The sequence below is a fragment of the Kibdelosporangium aridum genome (assembly GCF_900176515.1).
GTDB classification, from domain to species: domain Bacteria; phylum Actinomycetota; class Actinomycetes; order Mycobacteriales; family Pseudonocardiaceae; genus Kibdelosporangium; species Kibdelosporangium aridum.
On sequence record NZ_FWXV01000002.1, the window covers coordinates 1621621 to 1645423 of the forward strand.

General features: G+C 66.3%; 18 protein-coding genes and 2 tRNA genes. 6 read left to right on the forward strand and 14 right to left on the reverse strand.

Going from position 1 to position 23803, the window contains the following annotated elements:
- Positions 1-41: 41 nt before the first annotated feature.
- The 3 genes from B9C43_RS17290 to B9C43_RS17300 are packed head-to-tail and all read right to left on the reverse strand — an operon-like array spanning position 42 to position 2630.
- A complete protein-coding gene (locus tag B9C43_RS17290) occupies positions 42-2114 on the reverse strand; it encodes a bifunctional polysaccharide deacetylase/glycosyltransferase family 2 protein (protein WP_084427523.1) in 2073 nt (690 codons plus the stop codon).
- Positions 2090-2269 (reverse strand): hypothetical protein, encoded by a 180-nt coding sequence (locus B9C43_RS17295; protein WP_033386024.1) that lies wholly within the window; start codon positions 2267-2269, stop codon positions 2090-2092. Before B9C43_RS17295 ends, B9C43_RS17290 begins: the two co-directional genes overlap by 25 nt.
- Positions 2220-2630: a DUF6542 domain-containing protein gene (locus tag B9C43_RS17300; RefSeq protein ID WP_143446368.1), complete on the reverse strand. Its 411-nt coding sequence runs from the start codon at positions 2628-2630 to the stop codon at positions 2220-2222. Before B9C43_RS17300 ends, B9C43_RS17295 begins: the two co-directional genes overlap by 50 nt.
- A gap of 123 nt (positions 2631-2753) precedes the next feature.
- Between B9C43_RS17300 and B9C43_RS17305 the strand changes: the two genes are divergently transcribed.
- A complete protein-coding gene (locus tag B9C43_RS17305) occupies positions 2754-3911 on the forward strand; it encodes an LCP family protein (protein WP_084427527.1) in 1158 nt (385 codons plus the stop codon).
- Between the two features lie 36 nt (positions 3912-3947).
- Here B9C43_RS17305 and B9C43_RS17310 read toward each other — a convergent pair whose 3' ends face one another.
- The 4 genes from B9C43_RS17310 to B9C43_RS17325 form a co-directional block, all read right to left on the reverse strand.
- Entirely contained in the window at positions 3948-5096 is a 1149-nt protein-coding gene (locus tag B9C43_RS17310) for a serine/threonine-protein kinase (protein ID WP_143446369.1), read from the reverse strand.
- Positions 5097-5210: 114 nt separating this feature from the next.
- The gene (locus B9C43_RS17315) at positions 5211-7079 is read right to left on the reverse strand and encodes a glycosyltransferase (RefSeq protein WP_033386035.1); all 1869 of its coding nucleotides are present in this window, start codon (positions 7077-7079) and stop codon (positions 5211-5213) included.
- Between the two features lie 15 nt (positions 7080-7094).
- Positions 7095-9377 carry a YfhO family protein gene (locus B9C43_RS17320; protein ID WP_084427531.1) on the reverse strand — a complete coding sequence of 761 codons (2283 nt, stop codon included), beginning with the start codon at positions 9375-9377 and terminating at the stop codon, positions 7095-7097.
- A gap of 199 nt (positions 9378-9576) precedes the next feature.
- Positions 9577-10440 (reverse strand): class I SAM-dependent methyltransferase, encoded by an 864-nt coding sequence (locus B9C43_RS17325; RefSeq protein WP_235038659.1) that lies wholly within the window; start codon positions 10438-10440, stop codon positions 9577-9579.
- 559 nt (positions 10441-10999) lie between these two features.
- Here B9C43_RS17325 and B9C43_RS17330 point away from each other — a divergent pair.
- Positions 11000-11071 (forward strand) — tRNA-Asn (locus B9C43_RS17330).
- Between the two features lie 175 nt (positions 11072-11246).
- Positions 11247-12176 carry a M28 family metallopeptidase gene (locus B9C43_RS17335; RefSeq protein WP_084427533.1) on the forward strand — a complete coding sequence of 310 codons (930 nt, stop codon included), beginning with the start codon at positions 11247-11249 and terminating at the stop codon, positions 12174-12176.
- A 39-nt stretch (positions 12177-12215) separates the two neighbouring features.
- Here the strand turns inward: B9C43_RS17335 and B9C43_RS17340 are convergent, their stop codons facing one another.
- Entirely contained in the window at positions 12216-12818 is a 603-nt protein-coding gene (locus tag B9C43_RS17340; RefSeq protein WP_084427535.1) for an SRPBCC family protein, read from the reverse strand.
- A 72-nt stretch (positions 12819-12890) separates the two neighbouring features.
- Between B9C43_RS17340 and B9C43_RS17345 the strand changes: the two genes are divergently transcribed.
- On the forward strand, positions 12891-13475 hold the full coding sequence (locus tag B9C43_RS17345; RefSeq protein ID WP_084427537.1) for a GNAT family N-acetyltransferase: 585 nt from the start codon (positions 12891-12893) through the stop codon (positions 13473-13475).
- Here the strand turns inward: B9C43_RS17345 and B9C43_RS17350 are convergent.
- From B9C43_RS17350 to B9C43_RS17365, 4 genes are all read right to left on the reverse strand, one after another.
- Positions 13426-14259: an ABC transporter permease gene (locus B9C43_RS17350; RefSeq protein WP_033386063.1), complete on the reverse strand. Its 834-nt coding sequence runs from the start codon at positions 14257-14259 to the stop codon at positions 13426-13428. The genes B9C43_RS17345 and B9C43_RS17350 overlap by 50 nt on opposite strands.
- Positions 14256-15152 carry an ABC transporter permease gene (locus tag B9C43_RS17355; protein ID WP_084428264.1) on the reverse strand — a complete coding sequence of 299 codons (897 nt, stop codon included), beginning with the start codon at positions 15150-15152 and terminating at the stop codon, positions 14256-14258. The genes B9C43_RS17350 and B9C43_RS17355 overlap by 4 nt, the downstream gene beginning before the upstream one ends.
- Positions 15153-15282: 130 nt before the next feature.
- Positions 15283-16311, reverse strand: a complete 1029-nt coding sequence (locus B9C43_RS17360; protein ID WP_084427539.1) for an ABC transporter ATP-binding protein — start codon at positions 16309-16311, stop codon at positions 15283-15285.
- The gene (locus B9C43_RS17365; protein ID WP_084427541.1) at positions 16311-17531 is read right to left on the reverse strand and encodes an ABC transporter substrate-binding protein; all 1221 of its coding nucleotides are present in this window, start codon (positions 17529-17531) and stop codon (positions 16311-16313) included. The genes B9C43_RS17360 and B9C43_RS17365 overlap by 1 nt, the downstream gene beginning before the upstream one ends.
- A gap of 316 nt (positions 17532-17847) precedes the next feature.
- Here B9C43_RS17365 and B9C43_RS17370 point away from each other — a divergent pair.
- Positions 17848-17921 (forward strand) — tRNA-Arg (locus B9C43_RS17370).
- 86 nt (positions 17922-18007) lie between these two features.
- Here the strand turns inward: B9C43_RS17370 and B9C43_RS17375 are convergent.
- Together B9C43_RS17375 and B9C43_RS17380 are read right to left on the reverse strand one after the other, a co-directional pair.
- The gene (locus B9C43_RS17375; RefSeq protein WP_084427543.1) at positions 18008-18739 is read right to left on the reverse strand and encodes a HEAT repeat domain-containing protein; all 732 of its coding nucleotides are present in this window, start codon (positions 18737-18739) and stop codon (positions 18008-18010) included.
- 13 nt (positions 18740-18752) lie between these two features.
- On the reverse strand, positions 18753-22802 hold the full coding sequence (locus B9C43_RS17380) for a polymorphic toxin-type HINT domain-containing protein (protein WP_160096544.1): 4050 nt from the start codon (positions 22800-22802) through the stop codon (positions 18753-18755).
- A gap of 484 nt (positions 22803-23286) precedes the next feature.
- Between B9C43_RS17380 and B9C43_RS17385 the strand changes: the two genes are divergently transcribed.
- Positions 23287-23787, forward strand: coding sequence for a hypothetical protein (locus B9C43_RS17385; RefSeq protein WP_143446370.1), 501 nt, complete (start codon positions 23287-23289; stop codon positions 23785-23787).
- The last annotated feature ends 16 nt before the right edge of the window (positions 23788-23803 follow it).

Here is a 23803-nt window from a genome sequence, read left to right on the forward strand (position 1 = left end):
ACGCTGGCCGGCTTTGGCGGCGCCCCGGCTGGTGTCGTCGCCTACCTGGCCAGCCTTGAGTCGCGCTTCGTCACCGGTTCGACGTGGGATGTCGACGGAGGCTTCGGCGCGTAGGTCAGCAGTCTGGCGGCTTGCCCTGTCCGTGCGTTGGTCTGCCACTTCAGTTGGGCGCCGTGCAGCGCCGTGACCACCGACTGGATCACCACGAGATATGTCAGCTGCCGGTACACCACTTGCTGCAACGGCAGACCCCACAGCGGGCGCAGCGATTCTCCGTCCAGGTGCAAGGCGTATCCGGCGCCCGCGGTCTGGATTGCCAGGAACAGCAACCAGATCACGATCGCGTACGGCGCGTCCGCGATGAACATGCCGTACAGCACGAACACGTCCATCGCCGGGCCGAGCAACGGCAGCAGCAGCTGGAACGCGAACAGGTAGATCAGGCCGTAGCGGCCCATCCGGCCGGATGGGCCGCTGTCCCGCCAGCTGGCGCGGTGTTTCCACATCGACTGGAACGTGCCGAATGACCATCGGTAGCGCTGCCGGTACAGCGCACCCAGCGTGGCAGGAACTTCGGTCCACGCCCGCGCATCGGGTGTGTACGTGACGCGCCAGCCCGCGCGGGTGATCGCGATTGTCAGGTCGGTGTCTTCGGCAAGGGTCTGCGAGCTGATGCCGCCGACCGCACGCAGCGCCTCGCGCCGGAAGGCCCCGATCGCGCCGGGCACGGTCGGGATGCACTGCAGTGCGTTCAGGATCTGCCGGTCCAAATTGGACCCGGCGCAGTACTCGAGGTGCTGCCAGCGGCCAAGCAGACTGCTTCGGTTGGCGACTTTCGTATTCCCGGACACCGCGCCCACAGTCGGGTCGATCATCGGCTGCACCAGATGGCCGATGGTCTCCGGCTCGAACACCGTGTCCCCGTCGACAAGAATCAGAATGTCGTGTTCCGCGTGCGCGATGCCGGTGTTCAACGCCACCGGCTTGCCCGAGTTGCGCTGCCGCACGACCCGGACGCCCGGCAGCCCCAGACCTAGCACTAGGTCGGCCGTGCCGTCGGTCGAACCGTCGTCCACCACGATCACTTCGACGTCAGCCGTGTGCGTATTTGCTAGCAATGACTGAACTGTCGCAACGATGTTCGCTGCTTCGTTGTACGCGGGCACGATCACCGACACCGGCGGCGAGTACCACGGCGGCGGATTCTGCTCCCGTTCCCGCGCGAGGCGTCGTGCCGTGTTCGCCAAGCCGAGCTGCATCAACGCGCGAAGCGCGGCCAGCAACGCGGCGATGATGATCAACGCGTTCAGCACGAACACGAGCGTGCCGCCGTAGTTCTGGGCCGCGGCCGCGAGATGCCCGGTGATCCTGCTGCCCAGACCAGCCTCTTCGTGTGGCCGCGGGACGATCAGCGCCTCGGACATGTTGGCGAACCGGTGCCCACGAGGGGACATTGTGGACAGTAAGCCGTTCACCTCGTCCACGGTCACGCTGCCGTTGTCGTACATGCCGACTACCGTGCCGCGCCGCGCGATCGCGGAGAGTGCCGAAAGATCGCCCCATGGCAGCGACAACGCGTCCGTGGTGGGTTCGACGACCAGGTAGCCGTCGCGCCGCAGCGTCCACAGCACCTCGTCGGACGTCTCCGAGAGCTGCCCGAAAAGTCGCGTGTGGACACCAGCGGCCGCGGCCAGTGCCTGCTGGGCCAGCGAGAGTTCCAGATCACGCTGCCAGCCGGGCAGCTGCGTGACATCGCCAGGTCGCAGCCCGGTGATGCCGACGTCGTGTCCTTCGTCGAGCATCCGGCGGACGAGCTCGGGGTGTTCGTTGACCCGCGTTCCCACGACCATGAACGTCGCGTGCGCGTTGTGCCTGCGCAGTGCGTCCAGGATGCGCGGTGTCCACTTCGGATTAGGTCCGTCCTGGATCACCAGCGCGATCGTGTTGTCCGCGATGTCCACGGTGCCGTCGGCTGGTTCGGTCGAAGCCGCTGGGGATGTGGTCACGTTGTACGCGTGCATCGTCAACGTTCCCAGCAGCAGGAACACCGCGATGAGCAGGGTGATCCAGTGCGCCCAGGGGATCCGGCCTACCTGAGATCGGTGACGGGCCATGGCGTTGCCGAGTCGTTGTGCACCGAGCCGAACGTGGTCGCGACGATCACGACAGCAATGACAATCATGCCGACCGCCAGCAGCCTGCTGGTCAGCCGGACGAACTTACGGCCTCTGCTGGTCGAGGCGAAGACCGGTCTGTCGGCGTCCTGCATTATTTTCTCCCCCAGATAACGATTTTCCGCGTCTCAAGAGACGAATGACCGCGATGCCGATGCCGACGCCGATGGCGGCCGCGAGCCACGGGAACCCGTGAAGGTACGGCGGCGCGAACTCGGCGACAAGCGCTTTTGTGTTGCCCCACACCGGTTGCCACTGCCACGCGATGCGGATCGTCACCACGATCAGCAAGGCGATCGGGGGCGCGGGCACGACGACCCAGAGGCCGACCGGCCGGACGAGCGTCGCTGCCACGCCCGTGCCGATGATGACCCACGTCCCGAAGACCCAGCCGGCGCTGCCGTCCGTGATCAACCCCATACCGACGAAGACAGCGAGCATGGCAATGGCAGCCACCGCTGGTATTTCCACTGGTACACGCGGATGTACCGGTGTATCCCCCACCACTGCCGTCCCAATGTCTAGATCGGACTCCACTGAGGATATAGCTCAACGACCCCGTGGCGTAACATCCGGATCATGGGGTGGCTGCGGACCTCCGCGCTCGTAGTGGTCCGGACCACTTGGATTCTGGTGTCGGTGGCGCTGATGGTGGCCGCGGGCGTGGCCTGGGCCACGTACCAGGACCTCGACGAAGGCGTCCGGCGGTCCAAGGCGATCGCGCCGGACGCCCCGCGGTCCGTCGATGCGATGAACATCCTGGTGATGGGTCTCACCACACGCCTCGACCTGAACGGCGAACCGCTGCCGGACGCCGTACTGGCCCAGTTGCAAGCCGGGGAAAGCGATCGTGGCGGGTACAACGCCAACACGCTGATGTTGTTGCACATCCCCAATGACGGTTCACAAGCCACCGCGTTGTCCGTGCCACGCGACAATTTTGTTGATTTGCAGGGCATCCCGGGTGGTCCTGTCCGAGGGAAAATCAAAGAGGCCTACGGCAGGGCGAAGATCGCCGAGGAGACGCGGCTGCGCGCCGAGGGCGTGCAGGACACGCACGAACTGGAGTTCCTCGGCCGGGAAGCGGGCCGTCGCGCGCAGGTCGAGACCGTGCGGACGTTCCTCGACGTCCCGATCGACCACATCGCCGAAGTCAGCCTGGCCGGGTTCTACTACCTGGCCGGAGCGCTCGGCGGCATCGAGGTCTGCGTGAACAACGCCACCCACGACCCGATGTCCGGCGCGAACCTGGTGGCCGGGAACCAAACCCTGAACGCTTCCCAAGCGCTTGCCTTCGTACGCCAACGGCACGGCTTGAAGAACGGCGACCTGGACCGCACCCGCCGCCAACAGGCCTTCATCGCGGCCGTGATGCACAAGGTGCGCAGCCAGGGCGCCTCGGCACTGCCCGGCCTCGTCGACGTGGCCAAGCAGAACGTGGTCGTCGACGAGGGCATCGAACTCTTCGACTTCGCGGTGCGCATGTCGAATCTGACCGGCAGCCGGATGAGGTACTTGACCCTGCCGATCGAGGACACCCAGACGGTGGACGGCGAAAGCATCAACATCGTCGATACGCAGAAAGTCCGCGCCAAAGTCGCCGAAAGCCTCACCCCGCAGCCGACGCCGAGAAGGCCGAATAAGCCGGAAACTCCGGCAGCACCAGCGGCGGCCCCGCCGGTCAATCAACCAGCCGTGCCACCACCACCACCCACGCCGATCCCATGCGTTGACTGAAACGGCAATCCCGTAGATCACGGCGACGGTGTCGACTCAGTCGTCCTTTTCCTTGTCTGATTCGCGGTCGTCACCTTTGCCTTTGTCCGAGCCTTTGCCTGGACCTTTGCGTGATTTCGTTGCGGTCGATTCGGCCGGCCGGTTGCGTTGGGTGGGGGAGACGGTGGTGTCGGTCCTGTCATCGACCGGAACGACCTGAGGCTGGGTTACGGGCGACCGGGGCGGCTCTGCGACGGGAGCGACTGCACTGGTGGACGAGGGCGGGATAGCCGCAGGAGGCGTTGTCGTTGGTTGCGCGCCGCCGCCGCTTACCAGTAGCCACGTGGCCCCAGCGAGAACGACAAGCGCGGCAGCGGCTGCGAGGGACCGCCGCTTCGTTGGCGCGGGAGCGGGAGGCGGCGGTTCCAAGAGCTGAGTGGAGGGACAACGGAGAGCCTCGGCGCACTGCCCGGCGGTCGGACGGCGACGCGCAGTCAGCGACGTCATCAGCGTCAGCAACCGACGTAAGTCCGCTGGCAGGTCTTCGGGGACGGTCGGCGACCGGTGCAACCGGGCGACCGCTGTCTCGATCTCGTTGCCCGGGTACTCCCGTTCCCCGGTAAGGCATTCCAGGAGCACCAAGCCGAGGGCGTAGATGTCGGCGCGACCGTCGACCTCTTCGCCACGGACCTGTTCGGGAGCCAGGTACGCCGCCGTTCCGACCAGCATGTCGGCCTGGGTCAGCCGACTCGCCCCGCTGAGCTGGGCCAGGCCGAAATCAGACAGGTACACCGTGCCGTCGCTGTCGATCAGAACGTTGGACGGCTTGACGTCGCGGTGGATCACGCCGTTGTCGTGCACGTATCCGAGGGCGTCGGCGAGCTGAGCGCCCAGCGCACGGACCTCGGCGACCGACAGTGGCCCTTCGTTGATCCGGGAGCTCAGCGTCTGGCCGTCGACGAGTTGCAGTACGGCGAAAGGCTGCGGCTGAGTCGTGTCGGCGTCGTAGACCGAGACCAGCCCGGGATGCGACAACGTGGCCAGCGTGCGGACCTCTTTGTCGAAACGACATCGCGCGGTGTCGTCCGCTTGCGGGCGGAACATCTTGATGGCCACCGAGCGGTGCAGGCGCGTATCCCACGCTCGGTATACGTCGGCCATCCCGCCCGTGCCGAGTAACTCGTCGATCCTGTAGCGGTCGGCCAACACAGCCACTCCTCCGCCCTGGGGAACAAGCCCATTCGGGATGCCCGGTCGGCGGCGGTCCGAAACGCACGAAGGCCGGGCTGGTGTACCAGCCCGGCCTTTCACGTGCGGGGATCAGGACTTGAAGAGGCGGTCCCAGTTCTCGCGAGTGGTCAGATCGCCCATCGCGCCACGCCATTCCTCGCGGGCCAGCGTGCCTTCCTTGGCCAGCCTGGCCAGCAGCTTCGTGCCGCGCTTGGCGAGGTCCACGACCACGTCACGGTCGAAGTTGCGCACCCGGAACGCGTCCTGCGCGGAGTCCGTGACGATCACGGACTTGAACAGCGACACGTGCCACCACTTGGCGTCACGGGCCATGATCTGCGCGGCACCGCCGTTGCGGCCGGTCAGGATGTTCAGCACACGCTTGACCATCACGGCCTTGGGCAGCGACGGGTTGCCCGGGTCGTCGATGATCGGCAGTGTCGCGGCGCCGTCGACCTCCAGGTCGGCCGGCTGCTTGCGGTGGGTGTCCGGGTACTCGTTGCGCAGCTTGCGGATCTCCGCCGCCGCGGCCACACCGCCGTCAGTCAGCACCGACGGGCCGGTGAGGAAGTCCTCAAGGGCCTTCAGCAGGGTCGCGGCCATGCCGTACTGCATCGACACGAGGTACTCGGCCATCTGCTTGGCCAGGACCTTCGCCGCGGCCTTGCCGTCGAAGCCGTCGAAGTGCAGCGCGGAGGTGATCAGCGAGTTCCGCAGGCTGAAGTACCGGGCCCAGTCGTCCCAGTCCTTCCACGCGAAGTCGGCGTGCCACACGGCCGCACCGGGCAGGGTCACGGTCGCGAAGCCGTTACGGCCCGCGCGCGTGCCGTACTCGATGTCGTCCCACTGGAAGAACAGCGGCAACGGCAGACCGCAGCGCTCGATGACCTCGGCCGGGATCAGGCAGGACCACCACGCGTTGTAGCCCGCGGTCACGCGCCGGTGCGGCAGCTTCTTGGTCAGGTCCACGTTGTGCAGCGCGCCCGCGACCGGCACACCCGGCCGCAGCAGCGCGAGGTCCGTGGTCTCCGCGCCGATGTGCAGGCGGTTCGGGTGGTACAGGTACAGCATCTGGCCGCCGACGATGACCGGGTCGGTCGCGTTGTTGGCGAACGACGCCATACGCAGGACCGTCTCCGGCTCGAGCAGCACGTCGTCGTCCATCAGCAGGACGTTGGCGTGCTTGCCGCCGACGCCGCTGATCTCGAACATGCCGCGGGTGAAGCCGCCAGCGCCGCCGAGGTTGGGCTGACGCAGGTAGCGCAGCTTGCCGTGGAACAGCTCGACGACCTTGTCGAAGCCCTCACGGCTCTGCACGGTGTCGTTGCCCTGGTCGACCACGTACACGTGCTCGAGCGCGGCCAGCAGTTCGGTGTCCTCACCGAGCGCGCGCATGGTGTTCAGGCAGTCGTCGGCACGGTTGAACGTGCAGATGACCACCGAGGTCAGCCGGTCGCGCAGCGGCTCGCCGATCACCCAGCGGACGTCCTCGATCGTCAGCTCTTCCGCCGTGGTCACGGCCTCGATCCAGATCGAGCCGCCGTCCATGAACCGGTCCAGCGTGACCTTCAGCCGGACTTCCTGCTCGGCGGGCGTGGCCACCTCGGCGGTGGACAGGATCCGCGGCTCGCCCTCGGCGTCCGACGCGTGGATCTCCAGCCTGCCGGAACCACGGACGCGGAACACCGCCTCCAGTTCGCGGATCTGCGTCCACCGCTGCAGGTAGCTGGCGGGCAGCCGGCCGAAGTACGTGTTCGTGGTCAGCCGGGCGTCCGGCTCGACGACAACGCGGTGCCGTTCCGGCCGGACGGCGCCGTACGTTCCGAGCGAGTACAGCTCGTTGGGGGCCTGCGGGCTGGGTGAGGCGAACAGGATTCGCTGAACCACGCCGCGGATGCTCGATTGGGAGCCGCCTGTTTTCTGGGGCTTGGCCACCTTCTGCTCCTGCTGGGTCGGCATGCGGTTTCCTGCTCCTCAGATTCTCTCGTCGTTTGGTCCCGCGTGCGTCAGGACCGGGGAGATGTCCGTGGTGGCATCGGCGACGCCGCCATCGGGTCCGTTCTGGTGCACCGCGTCGTTGCGGCGCCGGGTGCGGCGGACGGTCCGCCACCACCACAGTGTCTGGATCAGCACCACCAGAGTGGCACCACCCACCAGCATGACGCCAAGCCGAAGCCCCGGCGTTTCGTAGTCCAGTGCGAGCGTGTGCTCACCGGCGGGCACATCGACGGTGATCAGGCCGGCGTCGCCGTTGCGAACCTCGACCGTCTTGCCGTCGATTGTGGCGCTGTACCCGGGCCAGTCAAGGCGAGCGAATATCAGCTGACCGCCCCCGGTTGGCGCATTGAATTTGACTTGCTCGGTGGCGGGCTCCGAGGTGGACGAGGCCACGGTGACGCCACGTGAGGCCCAGGATACGCGGCCGGGGTATGGCAGGGGCGCGTCCCGCGTCCACACCGTGGCGCCGTCCTCGCGGGCCACCACCGTCCAGCCCTTCGGCGGCGGGTTGTTCACCACGTTCGGGAACAGCGCGTCCTGCAGCACCAGGGTCTCCACGCGCAACGCGTCGATCAGCGGGATGTTGGTGCCCTGGACCGGGCGGAACGCGTTGCGGTACGCGTCCGGGCACACCGAGCCCTTGTAGTCCATGCACAGTGCCTGGGTGAACTCGGTGAAGCCGATGCCGCTGTACCGGGTGATCGACTCGTGGCCGGTCAGCACGGACAAGTTGCCGAACATGACTTCGCCCTCGTCCTGCTCGCTCGTGCCCTTGACCAGGCCTTGCGCCGCGAGCTGCAGGTAGGTGCCCTTGAACTCGGCGGTACCTGCCTTGACCTGGTTGACGTCGCTCGCAGGCACGATGGGCGGGCCGACCTCGACACCCGGGTACGGGATCCGGTTGGTCTGGTAGGCGGCGACGCCGATCGTGCCGATCAGCAACGCGACACCCAGCGCCATCCAGCCGCGCTTGCGGTACGCCCACAGCGCGGCGAAGAAGAACAGCAGCACCAGCACGGTCGCGACGGCGTGCATCCGCCAGTACTCGGGCCGTACCGCGAACGACAGGTACGCGCCCACCCCGACCAGGCCGATCGTGGCGATGGTCCGGTTGCGCAAGTGGTCCTTGGCCAGGCCCTTCGACAACAGCACCGCGAACACGACGGCGATCGAGAGGTACAGGTACTCGACGAGCCGGATCGGCCAGCGGAACAGCCACAGGTTCGACGGGCCGAAGGTGAGCATCGCGTAGATCCCGCCGACCACAGCCAGGCTGACCAGCGAACGAGCCGGCTTGAGCAGCGTGCGCCAGCGCAGCCACGGCAACAGCGGGATGGCGAACCAGACGAAGTAGGTGGACGGCAGGCTCTCACGGACCTGGCCGTTCCAGTTGGTGATCGCGGGCAGGTAGCTCGGCGCGCTCGACGAGACGAGGTCACCGACGCCGGGGACCATGAACGTGTCGTTGGCGATCATGGCCAGCTCTTGCCGCGAGGTCACCGGCATCGCACCGAGCAGCGGGAAGAACACCAGCACGGCGACGGAGCCGACGCAGGCACCCATGATGGCCAGGTGCACGAAGGTACGGACGTTCTTGCGGACCAGCAGTTCGACGCCGATACCGAACATCACGATGATCAGGCCGAGCGCCGCGTACGGGTTGCCGACGGTCATCGCCATCGCGCCGATCAGGAACGGCAGCAGCGGGGTCGACGCCCCGCGCGAGAACCGCCGCGCGGCCCACCAGAACCAGGTGACCCACACGAAGGCGGCCAGGCCGGCGGGCCAGCCGGAGGCCTCGTAGTACAGCGTGAACCCGCTCAGCGGCACAGCGAACGCGAACACCGTCGACGACACACGCGCGGCGCCGTACTCGCGGGCCAGCAGGTACGTGCCCATGGACAGCAGGCACAGGTGCGCGACCATCACGAACGCCGCGGCGGCCGTCAGGCTGTTGAACTGCGCGACGACGATGTAGCAGAGGACGAAGAACGGGTTCCAGGTGGACGCCGCGGCCTCGCCGATGTAGTTGCCGCCGTACCAGCCGGCCGAGTCGATCGTCGGCCAGATCCCCTTGAGCAGCTGCTCGCCGTAGTGGTACCAGTTCGGCACGAACGACTCGGGGTTGTCGCCGACGTAGTAGAAGTACGGGTTCTGCAGGTACGGGATCAAGAAGACCACCGCACCGATCAGGCCGATCGCGATGACCCATAGCCACTCAGGGACAGACCGTCCGGTGGCTCCTTCGTCCGGTCGCACGTCGGCGGCCGTACTCCCGTTAGTCAACGGTCTGCCCTCTCGCTCTTTTTCCGCGCTCGGCTCGGTCAGCAACGATCCGTCCCCCGGCTGCGAACAGTCCGAAAGTGTAGTTAGGGGCTTGACGACCCAGTACTCGGCCCCAAAGCAGCCAACAGGCCGCGTCCTGATGTGGACGCGGCCTGCGGGCTACGGGTTTACGTCAGTGTTTGCCCGGTTTGGTCACCCTCGCGATGACCTGCTCGTTGTTCCAGGTGTAGCCCTCGTACGTGAACTGGACGCCGGTGCGTTCCACGTACTCCATCCACGCCTTGTACTCGTGGTTCTGCCAGCCGGGGAAATTGAAGAACTCGTCGAACAGGATCACGCTGCCTTCGCGCAATCGCGGTCCGACCAGGTCGAGAACGGTTTTCGCCGAGCTGTAAAGGTCGCCGTCGACGTGCAGGAAATCGACGACACCCTGGTGTTCTTCGAGGAATCCGGGCAGCGTGTCGTCGAACCAGCCGACGACGAGTTCGGCGCCCGGCACGTCCGGCAGCCCGTCGACGGTGAAGTGGCCGGCCGGGAAGCCGCTGCGCCAGTCCTCCGGCAGGCCTTCGAACGAGTCGAAGCCGTAGACACCCTGTCCTTCCCGTTCGGTGGCGATGATCTTGAGCGTGGTGCCCTGCCACACGCCGAACTCCAACGCCAACCCGCCGGTCGGCGCCATCGACAGGGCGTGCTCCAGCGTCTTGTGCGCGTGCGGGAATGCGGGCTTGGTCGGCATCTGCTCGTGCACGAACCGCGCGCTCTCCTGCGCGGCTTCGTGATCCGCGGCGAACGGGATATCGCGGCGGTGCCGGATCTCGAACTCCAGTACTCGGTCGCGTGTCCGGTCGCCCTGGTGCACGATCTCGTTGTGCAGCTGCTCGCGCAGCTCACTGACCTGCCGCTCGAGGCGTGCGATGTGCTCAGCCTGCTCACGGTGGTAGCGGCCGACAACCTGGTCGACGACGCTGATCGCCTTGTCGCGTACCGCGTGCTTGACCTTTTCCAGGTTGAACAGGTCATTGACTTTCTTAGGCACCCTGGGCTGCTCCTTTCCGGCCCCACGATGGATACGCATCGTAAGGCGTCCGGTGTGCGGAGTGAACTGCGCCTGAACCAGATTGCCGAGATGGATCATCACGTTCCGATGAACCCGCAGGTAGGAGCCATCGTTAGGCCGAATGGTGGAATATTCACCGGCATCTGGTTTGTCCACAGGGGACGTACGTCACCGTCATCCACATCGGCGAGGGCCCCGGCCTGCGGATGCGAGGGGAGTTATCCACAGACCAGGCCACTCATCCACAGAGTTGTCCACAGGTGGAAAACCCCGTTGACCGCCATGCGACGCTTCTCCTATGACGAAGCGCAATCGCATGCACAGTGGTGGTTCCCCGCCGTGAGGACTTGAAACGTCCCGGCTGAGGGAGCCGCCTGTCGCTTGCGATGGGCGGCTTTTGTTTTTCCGGGGTTTTCCCGCGTGATGTCTCAGTGGCGGCACAACCGACTGTGGCGTTCGGCGCGGGGCCCTTGTTTTCCCGCACGATGTCTCAGTGGCAGCACAACCGACTGTGGCGTCCGGCGCGGGGCCCTTGTTTTCCCGCATGGTGTCAGCGGCAGCACAACCGACTGTTAATCGGTAAGGCCAGGTTCGAATCCTGGTGCGGGAGCGGTGTTTCAGCAGCGCGCACGGTCCGGCGACCACCTGGAGCTCATAACTCCGGGAAGCCTGGTTCGACCCCAGGGTGCGCGACCAACTTCCGGCGGGTACCGCCGTACACATGCATGGCCCTGAATAAGACATGCCGTCCTTTCCCCTGCAAACGGCATATTCAGGAGGAACCCATGAAGCTCCTCGCGGCCATGCTCCTCGTGGTCGGGACAACCGTCGGAACCGTCACCCCGGCACAGGCGGTCGTGGCGCCGCCGGACATCCCGGTCGCCAATGTCCAGGCGCATTTGACTGAGCTGCAACGGATCGCGACCGCCAACGGCGGCAACCGGGCGCACGGGCGGCCCGGCTACCGCGCATCGCTGGACTACGTGAAGGCCAAACTGGACGCTGCCGGGTACCAGACCCGCATCCACCAGTTCACCGCGAGCGGCGCGACCGGATACAACCTGATCGCCGAGTGGCCACACGGTGACGCCAACAACGTGATCATGTCCGGTGGCCACCTCGACAGCGTCAGCCGTGGTCCCGGCATCAACGACAACGGTTCCGGCTCGGCCGGCCTGCTCGAGGTCGCGTTGACCGTGTCACGCCAGAACGTCCGGCCCACCAAGCGGTTGCGCTTCGGCTGGTGGGGTGCCGAAGAACTCGGCCTGATCGGTTCTACGGCCTACGTCAACAGCCTGACCACCGCCCAGCGCGGCGTGATCAAGGCCTACGTCAACTTCGACATGATCGGCTCGCCGAACCCGGCCTACTTCGTGTACTCCGCGTCCGGCCAGCCCAGTGGCTCGCAGGCGATCGAGGACCTGCTCGAACAAGGCTTCTCGGCCAAGGGCGTACCGACCGAGCTGACCAGTGTCGGCGGTCGCTCCGACCACGCCGCATTCGCCCGCGCGGGCATTCCGATCGGCGGCACGTTCAGTGGCGCCGAGGGTCGCAAGACCGCCTCGCAGGCCCAGAAGTGGGGCGGCTCGGCCAATGTCGCGTTCGACCGGTGCTACCACCAGGCCTGCGACACCACCAGCAACATCAACGCCACATCGCTTGACCGGCACAGCGACGTCATCGCACACGCGGTGTACACACTCGCCGGAGCGTAAGGGTTGGATGGCCGCGGCCACGTGTGGTGGCCGCGGCTGTCAGTCGCAGTTTCGTGCTTCCGCGGCGGTTTTGAGGTCCTTGAGCCAGCCTTCGAGTCCCATGCCGAGGAATTTGGTGGCGAGCGGGACATCGGACTCGATCTGCTTGCCGGTGTGGGTTTCCTCGGTGCGCACCAGGACGCCGTCCTTGACCTTGACGAAGTTCCAGACGTGCACGCCACGGTCGATGCGCAGCCCGTCACCGATCGCGGGCCCGGTCCAGCGAATGCACTTGCCGTGCTGGATCTGCTCGACGGTGGACGTGATGACCAGCGTGGTCGGCGGGCTGACCGGCGTCTCAGGCACCGGCGTCGTCCAACGGAACTGCGAGTTCTTCCGCAGCGGGCCGTGGTCGAGGCGCTTGGCGCTGGTGACGGGCGGCTGCCAGGTCGGCCAGCGCTCGATGTCGGTCTGCACGTTCCAGACGGTGTGCAGCGGGGCCTTGATCAGCGTCTCGGTCCGGTAGCGGATCTTGGCCGCCGGATCGACGCCTTGTCCTTGACACGTCAACGAAGTCGGCTTGGTGGCTGCCTGCGCCGGGGTGACTGCGCCGAGGAAACCGGCGGCGATCAGCGGGATGGCGAGAAGTGCTCGTGCGTTCATGACTCAAACGATGTCGCGACACAGGCTGCGACCGCGTCGGCGAAAACTACGTAGATCTGGTGGACTGGCGATGTGCTCGCAACCAGGTACTACCTCCAGCAGACCAGCCCGGACCAGCTGAAACCGGCCAAGAAGCCGGACATCGACGTCGAATTCGTACAGTCGCGCGAACCGTCACCGGAGTTCAACAGGTACCTGTACACGGCCGTCGGCAGCGACTGGTACTGGGCGTTTCGGCTGGACTGGGACTGGCAGCGATGGATGGAGTGGCTCACCGAGCCGGGCCACGAGACCTGGGTGGCGTGGGTCCGTGGCACACCGGCCGGATACGCCGAGCTCGTTCGGCGCGACAGCGAGGTGGAGATCGAGAACTTCGGGCTTGTGCCTTCCTTCATCGGCCGTGGCCTCGGGGGATACCTGCTGACGAAAGTGTTGCAGCGCGCATGGGCCATCCCGGGCACGACCAGGGTTTGGCTGCACACCAACACCTTGGACAGTGCCCAGGCCCTGCACAACTACCAGGCACGCGGCCTCGAGGTCTACAAAGTCGAGGAGCAGGTGGAGAAACCGCAGGCCGACGGACCGAAGCTGGAACCGTGGCCTGGTGCTAACCGCGCGGCGCCTCCTTCACCCGAGTCACGAGCTGCGTCGGGTTGACGAACCGCAGCGCGATGAGCAGTAGCAACACCGTGGAAAGCATGTAGACCACGGCAATCGCGTCCACGGTCTGATCGGCTCGGATGCCCGCGCCGCTCTTGGCCGCGTACAAGGCGACGACGAGCGTTTCGCTGTCGGCGCCCGCGGTCAGGAACGTCAGTTCGAACATGCCGACCGTCCGGACGAGGACCATCACCGCGCCGGCCAGGATTCCGGGCAGCAGCAACGGTCCCAGCACACTGATCATGATCCTGGCCGTGCCCGCGCCCAGCGTTCGCGCGGCGTCTTCGACGCGACGGTCGACCTGTTCGACGAACGGGGTCATGGTCAACACCACGAAAGGCAATGACGGCACCAAGTTCGCGAGCACGACGCCGGTCATGTTGCCGCCGAGGCCCCATTGGTACAGCAAGGTCGCCAACGGGATGCCGTACGTGATCGGCGGAACCAGCAACGGCAGCAACAACAGCAGGCTGACCAGCTTCTTGCCCGGGAAGTCCCGTCGCGCCAGCACGTACGCGGCCGGGACGCCCATCAGCACCGAGAACAGCACGACCAGCAGGGCGACCTCCATGGTCACCAGCAGGGTGCTGCCGAGGCCGAACTCCGTCCACGTCTGTTCCCACCAGCGGAACGTGAAGCCGTCGGGCAGCCATGTGCCGAGCCATACCGTGCCGAACGAGCTGACGAACACCGCGACGATCAACGCCAGCACGAACACCAGGAACACCGCGACCCCGAACCACGTCAGCCACGCGGTGGGGGACAGCACGAGCCGTTTCATCCTTTACCCCCGGAAGCCGGACCGCGGTACAGCAACGAGCGTGCGCCGAGAACGAGAACCACGAACACGAGCTGGGACGCAGCAAGCAGCATCGCCACCGCCGAACCCATCGACGGATCAAGCCGTTCCTGCGCTTCCTGATACGCGATCAACGCGAGCACACGCGACGAGCCTGACGGATCGCCGAGCAGAACCGCTGATGGGAACACCGAGAAGGCCATTACGAAGTTCAGGCAGAGTGTGACTGCCGCGCCAGGCAACAACAGCGGGAAGATCACGTATCGGAACCGTTGCCCCCGTGAGGCTCCGAGCGTCGCCGCGGCCGATTCCAGCGACGGGTCGATGCCGGACGCGTACGCCAGCATCAGCAGGAACGCGAACGGAAATCCGCTGACCACAAGGGAAAGGAACACACCCCACCAGTTGTTGGTCAGCCGGACCGGGTCGTCGATCAGGCCGATGCCGAGCAACGCCTTGTTCAGCCAGCCGGCCGGTCCGAGCACGTTCAGCATGCCGTCGGCCAGGAAAACCGTGCCAAGACTGACCGGCACGACCAACGCCGCGGCGAGGAGGCGGCGGCCACGGAACGCCCGCCGCATCCGCACCGCGATCGGCACCGCGGCGACGACGTTGACGAACGTCGCCGGGACCGCGATGGCCAGCGTATTGGCCAGGCTACTGAAGTAGTACGGATCAGAGAAGAAGGCTCGATAATTATCAAGCGGGTTGTTGAATCGTTGCGGTGACAGCGAAAGCTGGATGCCGAAGATGAACGGGTAGATGAACAGCGCCAGCACCACGATCACCGCGGGCGCCAGCAACAGCAGCCGCAGATCCACGCCACGCTCGGCCAGCCTGAGCCGCAAAGCCGGAGCGGCGACTTCCGCGGTCATGACGCGACCACCATGCGACATTCAGCAGCGACACCAACCTTGTCGATGGCTGCCAATCCTGCCGAGAACACAGGTCGGACAGTCGCGTCGATGGCGTTCTGCGGGATCCCGGCCCGCGTCGTCCTGGCCCTCATGACCCGAACACCAAGAGGCGGTCCGGCGCGACGCCGACTTTCACCTTGTCACCGGGAGCCAAAGCCTCCGGCGACACCGCATGCAGCGCGAGCCCTGACTCGGTCCGGACCTCCAGCAGGAACTGGCGCCCGTGGTACTCGACGACCTCGACGGTCACCTCGATGGCGTTCTGCGGCACCCCGACCCGCAGGTCCTCCGGGCGGCACATCGCGATCGACGCGCCGGTCACGGTGGAATCACTGGTCCACGTCGCGTCGGCGAACGTGAACGAGTCCGTGCCGGGGATCTGGTTGCGGAACCCCATGAAGTCGGCGACGAACGGCGTGACCGGCTTGGCGTAGAGCTCTTCCGGCGTGCCGATCTGCTGGACCTTGCCGTCCTTCATCAGCACGAGCCGGTCGGCCAACGACAGCGCCTCTTCCTGGTCGTGCGTGACGTAGATCGTGGTCAGCCCCAGTTCCTGGTGCAGCCGTTTGATCTCGGTGCGCATCTCCAGCCGCAACTTTGCGTCCAAATTGGACAGTGGCTCGTCCATCAGGATCAACGGCGGCCGCAACACGATCGCCCGCGCGATGGCGACCCGTTGCTGCTGGCCACCGGACAGCTGGCCGGGATGCGAGCGCGCGAGATGCTCCAGATGGACCAGTTGCAACGCTTCCTGGACCCGGTCACGGATCTCGGATTTGCCGACCCCGCGCATCTTCAGCCCGAACGCGACATTTCGCTCGACCGAGAGGTGCGGGAACAGCGCGTAGTTCTGGAACACCATGCCGAAGCCGCGCTTCTCCGCTGGCTGGGTGTCGACGCGCTTGCCGTCGAGGGTGATCTGTCCCGCGGTCAGCGGAAGCAGACCGGCGAGGCAGTTCAGCGCGGTCGACTTGCCGCAGCCGGACGGGCCGAGCAGGGCGATGAACTCGCCCCCGGTGATGGTGAGGCTCAGCCCGTCCAGTGCGGTCACGGATCCGAAGTCCCGGCTGACGCCCGTCAGCTCCAGCTTCGCGAGCGACGGCGACGACCGCGGCACTACTTCTTCACCTTGCTTCCGCCGATCTCCCTGTCCCACCGCTCGAACGCGGCGACCATGGCGTTGGCGTCCAGCGGTGTCTCGATGGGGTTGTCCCTGATCAGCGCCTCGTACTCGGGGCGCCCGAACTCGGTGATCGCCTTCTGCGACTCGGCTGGTGCCATCGACAGCGGCACGTCCTTGACCGCGGGGCCGGGGTAGAAGTAGCCCTGGTCGTAGGTCTGGGCTTGGGCTTCCTTGCTGAGCATGTACTTCATCAGCTCGTAGAGCACGTATCGCTTCTCGGGCGAGACGCCCTTGGGAACGACCATGTACTGCGCGTCGGCGACCCAGTGGAAGCCCTGCAGCGCGGCGGTTTTCATCTCCTTCGGGACCTGGCCGAGCGCGCGTGGGTTGATGTCCCAGCCGGTGGTCGAGACCACGATGTCGCGCGTGCCCTGGGAGAGCTCCTTCATCACCGCGGACGTGCCGGACGGGTAGTACTCGACGTATTGCCCGAGTTCGGCGAGGTACTGCCAGGTCTTCTCCCAGCCTGCCTTCGGGTCCTTCGGGTTGCTGTCACCGAGCAAGTAGGACAGTCCCATCAGGAACGTCCGGCCAGGGCCGGAGTTCGCCGGACGGGCGTACATCAGCTTGTTCGGGTTGGCCTTGGCCCAGTCGAGCAGCTCCTGCGCGGTCTTCGGCGGGTTGGGCACCTTCGCCGGGTTGTACTCGATCAGCGGGCCGGACGGGTAGTACACCACGATGATCCCGTTGCCCTCGGCCAGTTGCTGCATCCGCTTGGCCGGCTCCTGCAGCGTCGACTCGAAGTCGCCGAGCACGGGTTTGGCGTTGTCGGCGACCTTCTCCCACAGGCCCTTCGACGCGCCCGCCGCCAGCGCGTCGGTGCCGGTGAGGACGAGGTCGATCTCGACGCGCCCGGCCTTCTGCTGCGCGTCGATCTTGCCGGGCAGCTCCGGTGCCGTGGACCGGGTGAACTCCACGCTGGCGACCAGGTCCTTGCGGTCGTCACGGAACTTCTCGATGGCCTTCTGGGTGAGCTGCAGGTTGCCTGCCACATCCGCGACCGTGAGCTTGACCGGCTGGTCGGGCCGCTTGACCGGCTCGGCGGAACCGGACTGTTGTTGCTGTTGCGCGGGCTGCTTCTGCTCTGGCGCACCGCAGGACGCCGCTAACAGCGCGGCGGAGCAGCTGATGGCCAGTAACAGCTTCGTCCTCATGGCTCTCCTCACGGCGTCGCTGCCAGGGAAACATAGGATGAATACGTTTTCAGCTGTTACAGAGGCTACTGCCGCCGGACCGGCTGGTCCAGACCTCCGGACGGCGAATAATCGGTGGACCACACTCGGCGAATCGGTCATAGTTATGTCCATCAACAACGGAAGGGAGGAAGCAAGAATGAACGCGTGGCGTTACCGAGAGGACGACCGTGACATGAGCTTCCATGCAGCTCAGGCTGGCTCTCCGCGTTGAGGAAATGATTCGACGCGCGAGAGCCGCCGATCGGGAATCCGATTCGGCGGCTCTTTTCTTTAAGTCCTCGTAGCTCAGCTGGATAGAGCGCGGCGCTACGAACGCCGAGGTCCGAGGTTCGAATCCTCGCGGGGGCACCGCCTGGCACGGCGGGCGATGTGGAGCAACATGTGGGGTGCTGGTGGGGACGGGTCCGTGCGCCCGCCCCCACACAACAACCGGCTCACCCCAACCGCTTCAACGCCTTCTTCGCCTGAGCTCGGACGTTCTCGTCCGGGCTGGTCAGCGCCTGCTCCAACTGCGGCCGAGCCGGAGCGTGCCGCAACCTGCCGAGCGACTGAACGGCGTACGGAGCCACAGCCGGGTCGTCCAGCAGGCTCAGCAACACGTCAGGGCCCCGGGGATCCTTGGTCTTCGGCAGCCCTGGGTTGACGATGCCCGCGCGGGCCGCCCCGAGTGAGCGGTCCTGTGCGAGGTCGATGAGCTCGTCGGCGATCGACGCGTCGGCGAAATTGCCCAGAGCCGAGCCAATCGACGTCCGAAGCACCTCACGGCGCTGCTCCGGCTTGACCGGTGGCAGATCGCGGAACACCCGCAACAGCACCGGAACGGCTTGCTTCTTGGCGAACCGGACCGACACCGCCCGGACGATCGACTCGGCCACCGGGTAGTAGCGGACCTCAGGCAGCCACTTCAGCAGAACGGGCACCGCCGCCCGGTAGTCGACCGGACGGCGGGACACCTCATTGCCTTGTTCGTCGTACTTCACGATGGCGGGCAGGTACAGGTCCTGGACGTAGTCGAGCGGCAGCCCGAACCGCGCCAGATCGGGGACCAGCCCGTCCAGTTCGGCCATCAGGCCGGCAGCGGCCTTGGTGTACTGGGGATCCGCCGGGCGCTCGGTGCGCAGCGCCGGGTCGTTGAGGATCCGTTCGACCAGTTCACGGTCCGCCACCGGCCCGCTCCTCTCAGGGGATGATCTCTTTTATCTCCACATTGTTGTCGTTGATCCAGTCCCACAGCTTCTGGGACAGCTTGGTCCGGCCGTTGGTGCGGACGTAGATGGTGAAGCTCAGGCCCCGTGACCTCGCGATCTGCAGGTAGTCCTTGATCTGCGTGGACAGGTACAGGTAGCCGACGTTCTTGGCCTCGCCGAGATCCCACTGGTCGAGGAAGTCCGGCTTGCGGTTGCGCCCGTTGATCGGGATCAGCGGGCCGCTGTACTTGGTCCGGCCGATCGCCGCCTCGCCTGCCTGACCGATCGCGCAGGCCTTCGCACCACCGGAGTTGTGCACGAGAACCGCGACATCCCCGGCGACGACGTAAAAGGTGTGCAGACCTGCGACAGTCAGGTTGTAGACCGCGACCCGCTGGACCCACGGATGCGTCGCGGTGACGGTGACGTAGTGGCCGTCCGGGGCGAGGAGCTTGTCGCCCGGCCCGAGATCCTTGGCGTCACGCCACCTTTGCTGGCTGGCGACCCAGAAGGGGTGCTGGTCGGTCGCGTCGATCGAGCCGCCACCGGCCACGCTGATCGTGACGAGGTTCTTCTTGCCGAAGTTGGTGATCAACCGCGTCACCGCGCGTGCCCCGGTCACACTGGGTTCGGCCTGCGGGTTGGTGGCCATCACCCGGTCGCCGACCGTCACGTCCTTGATCGCCTTGCTGGTCCCGTCCGCAAGCAGTACCCGGGTGTCACCGGTGAAACTGTTGGGCGCACAGGGATTCTTGATCCGGCCGAAGATGTCCCTGATCAGGGTGCGGGTTCGTTCGACGAACGAACGCGCGGCCGCCACTCCGTCGCGGAACGCGCCGAGCCCCCGGACGATCTTGAAGATCGCGGTGCCGATCTCCGGCAGCTTCAGCGCTGCCTTGATCAGCTTGAGCGGGCCGAGCGCGTTGATCAGCGTCCAGATGCACGAGCCGATGTCGCCCTCGGTGAAGCACTTCTTCGCGTCGGTCCAGCCGATCAGGTCGAGGAACACCTGGCCACCGACCGAGATCACGAAGTCGAGCACGTCCTTGCGGGACTCGCTCTCCGAGCCGCGGTACCGGTCGACCATCTCCTGGCCGCCCTCGGCGAGCAGGATGTCGTTGTCCGACCGGAACTGGCTGTAGTCGATGTCCGGGTCGTCACCGGTGCCGGGGGTACCGACCCCGGTTTCCAGGTCCTTCTGGCGTTGGTCGTCGTCCTGTCGCTTCTGTTCTTGCTCCTGCCGTTGCTTTTCAGCGGCGATCCGGGCGGCGTCAGCTGCTGCCTTCGCGGCTTCGGCAGCGCTCTTGCCCGCGGCGATCGCGTCGGCACGAGCGCGTTCGGCTGCCGCGTATGCCTCATCGGCGGACGCGCGGGCTTTTTCGGCCGACGCCTGGGCTTGTGCCGAGGACTTCGCCGCGGCCTGCGCAGCCGCTTGCGCCGCGGCAGCTGCTTCTCGTGCGAGCTTCGCCGACTGGGCCGCCTGGTCGGCGGACTGTTGTGCCTGGTTCGCCGATTCCTTCGCATCGTCGGCGTATTGCTTGGCCAGGTCGGCACTTTCCCTGGCGGCCTGCGCCCAGAGCTCGGCTTCCTGCGCCGCGCCACGGGCGATGGCGGCCGCATGGAGTGCTTGTGCCGCACTGACCTTGGCTTCGGCGGCGGACATCGCCGCGCCCGCCAGATAGGTGTCGATGTTGGCGACGTGCGAGGCGGTGTCGGCGTCACGTTGCTTCGCCGTATGCACCTTTGTCTGCAGGAAGTCACGCAGGTATGACGCCGGGCCGGACAACGCTGCCTGCGCGACGGCCTTGACCTCCGGCCCGCCCGCGCTGAGCATCTGCGTGACGGTGACGCGGTCGTCTTCCTCCTGCGCGGCCGCGTGGCCGGTCTTCAGGAAGTCGCGCAACGCTTGCACACTGCCGTTGTTCAGCGCCGCGTTCCCGGCGGCCTTGACGCGGGGTCCTGCTCCGTTGAGCAACTGCACGACCTTGATGCGGTACTCGTCCGCCCGGATCTCGTGCTGGCCGATGTCCAGGAACTGCTTGACCTGCGCCCAGGTTCCGTTCAGCGCGGTGATCGCGGCCTGGCGCATCGCGGGCACGGTCGTGGAGTCCGCGATGTAGCTGACCGACGCGCGATCGTCAGCCTCGGTGGCGTTGTCGAGTCCGATCCGGACGAATTCCTTGACGTCGGCCTCGGTGCCCGCGAGCGCGTCCTCCGCCGCGGTCTTCAGCCAGGCGCCACCGGTGAAGACCAGGCGTGCGGAGACCTTGCGGCCGTTGGCGACCACGACTTCCGGCGGTGTCGCCGGATTACGGGCCTCCGCCAGCAGCCGGGCTGTCTCAGCCTCCAGTTTGGCCTGCTCGCCTGCTTCCCAGTCCTGCCGCTTCTTCCGCTCCTCTTCGACGACAAGCGCTTGGTCGGCGTCGGCCATGGCCTGCGCCTGCTGGGAAGCGAGTCGTTCGGTGTCAGTCTTCCGCGCGATCACAGTGATCTGGCGTGCTTTGTCCGATGCGCGGCTCGCTTCGTCGGACGCTTGCTGCGCACGCGCGGCGTGCTGTGCTGCGATGTCTGCTTGCCCAGCGGCCTCGCCTGCGTGCCTGAACGCGTAGTCCGCTTGGGTGGCAGCGTTTTCGGCGTGTATGGCTGCTTGGTTGGCAGCGTCACGGGCTTCGAACGCGGCGGCGGCGGCTTCGTTGGCGATCGCCTGGACGACGTTGGCGGCGCGAGTTGCTTCGTCCGCTGCCCGCTTGGCGTTGGCAGCGGCCCGTTCGGCTTCCTCCGCCTTGGCGCCCGCTTCCTTGGCGTATCCGCCGGCTTGTTTGGCTGCGTTCGACGCGGCGAGGGCCTCCTGCCCGGCTCGCGCCGCAGCGACCGCGGCGGCGCCCGCGGCTTGTGCTGCCTGGCCTGCCGCTTGCGCCGCCTGAGCGGCCATCTTGGCGCCCTCGGCGACTGCCCTGGCATCTTTCGCGGCCTGTTCGGCCTGGCCTGCCTTGGCTTTCTCCGCATGTGCCGCCTGCGCCGCCTTGTTGGCGCGTGACGCGGCCTCACCGGCCAACGCTGCCGCAGTCGCTGCTTGGCTTGCCGCGTTGGCAGCGATCCGGGCGGCTTCGTTGGCCACCGCGGCCGCGGACAGCGCTGTTTGCGCGGCCTGCGCCGCACGTTTCGCAGCGTCGGCGGCGCGACCGGCGGCTTCCGCGGCACGGATGGCCGAGTCCTTGGCCGCTCTGGTTTCGTCCGCGGCCTTGGCGGCCGCCTCTTTCGCCAACCGCGCCGCGTGCACCGCGCGATCCGAAGCTTCCTTGGCGGACTGGGTTTCCGCGACGGCACGTGCCGTGGCGCTCCTGGCCAGATCAGCCAGCTGGGAGACGGAGATGACCTCCTGATCCCGTGCCGCGGCTGCCTGGTAGCCGAGCCGGAGGAACTCCCGGACGTCCTCGATCGTCCCGTCGAGTGCGCGTTGTGCGGCCTTGCGGACCTCGGGCCCGCCCGCCGACAACAGTTGCACGGTGCGGATCGTGTCGTCGTCGTCCTGTGCTTTTTGTTGCTCTGACTGCAAGAAGACGAGCAAGTCGTCCGGCGTGCCGTCGAGCGCCCGCTGGGCGGCGGCTTTCACCTTGGGGCCACCCGCGGCCATGGCCTGGGTGACCTGGATCCGCAGGTCCTCCTCCCACGGCTGTTTCCAGCCTGTGTCAAGGAAAGCCCGCAGGTCGGCAGCTGTGCCGTTGAGCGCGTTCTGCGCGGCTTGCCTGACTACCCGGCCACCGGCGCTGAGCACGAGCGTTACCTGGACACGCAGGTCCCGTTCGCTCGCGAGCTGCCGACCGGTCTGCAGGAACTGCCGGACGTCGTTGTCGGAGCCCAGCAGTGCGGTCTGGGCCGATTTGACCGTGTCCGGTCCACCGGTCTTGAGCAGGTTGACCACTTGCCTGCGTTCGCTGACCGGATCGTCAGGCGCGGCGGCTGCCACCGGAACCTCGGTGACCAGCCCGGCGACCAACGCCGTCGTGATGAACGCGGACAGGGCAGCACGAATTCTCGCCATTACATACAACCCCCAGATCCCGGAACCTTCGAAAACGAAATATGTGTTCAGGGTGTGCGCTAACCGGCGTGCCATGGCGATGTCGGCACGCTCCGAGTGGTGAAGGTACACCGTTATCGGCCGCTGTGACAGGTCGAATATCGGTTTCGGTCCAGTTGGCTCAATGGGTCCGATTGCCTGAGCGCGGAAGGCGGCAAACGGCGGTACCTGCATATGATTGACCGTCGCTACGTTCAATTCGTTACGCGGCGACGCGGATGCTTAGGCCCAGGTGGCAAGGGGGTTGTCCAACTGGTGAACCGGGGGAACCGGCGAGGAGTCCAGCGCGGCTGATTCGCCTTCACCGCGCATGCCCGGCTGGGGGGTATGTGAGTTCAGTGCGTGTCTTTTCGGTGCACGTCGGTTTATGGCGTGTCGGTGATTAATGCTGCCCTTTTCAGGGTGTCGAACCATTTCATGTGCAGAATGAGGAAGGGGAGCGCATATGCGCGTCCATCGCCGACTATTGGCGACAATGGCCGTCGCGGCAGGCGTTGTCGCCGTGGCACTTGCCGCACCGGTCATGGCCGAGGCACCGGAGGAAACGCCGCCGAACACAGTCGAGGACACCTCATACCCGGGCGCCGCGCAGATCCTCGCCGAACGCGGTATCAAGGTGATCGCGGGCGACGGCAACATCGTGCTGACCGACTGCGGACCGCCTGGCTTGATCGAGGTGCGCAGCACCGAGAAGGGCCGTATCTGCTTCAAGGCACAACCCGCCTACTGGGGCGGCCGGTATCCCACAACCGCGTTCATCACCGTGGAGATCCCCAGCGTCTACACGATCAAGGGGGACGAGAAGGACGTCGAAGCCACGCTCACGGTGAACAACCAGTCCAAGGTCTACCCGATCGAGAAGAACGCGTGGACCCCGGTCGGTGAGGGCGCCGGGCCGGGCAATCCGCCGGAGACACTGCTGGAGATCAGGGCCGAAGCGCCGTGACAGGGGGACGATTCGC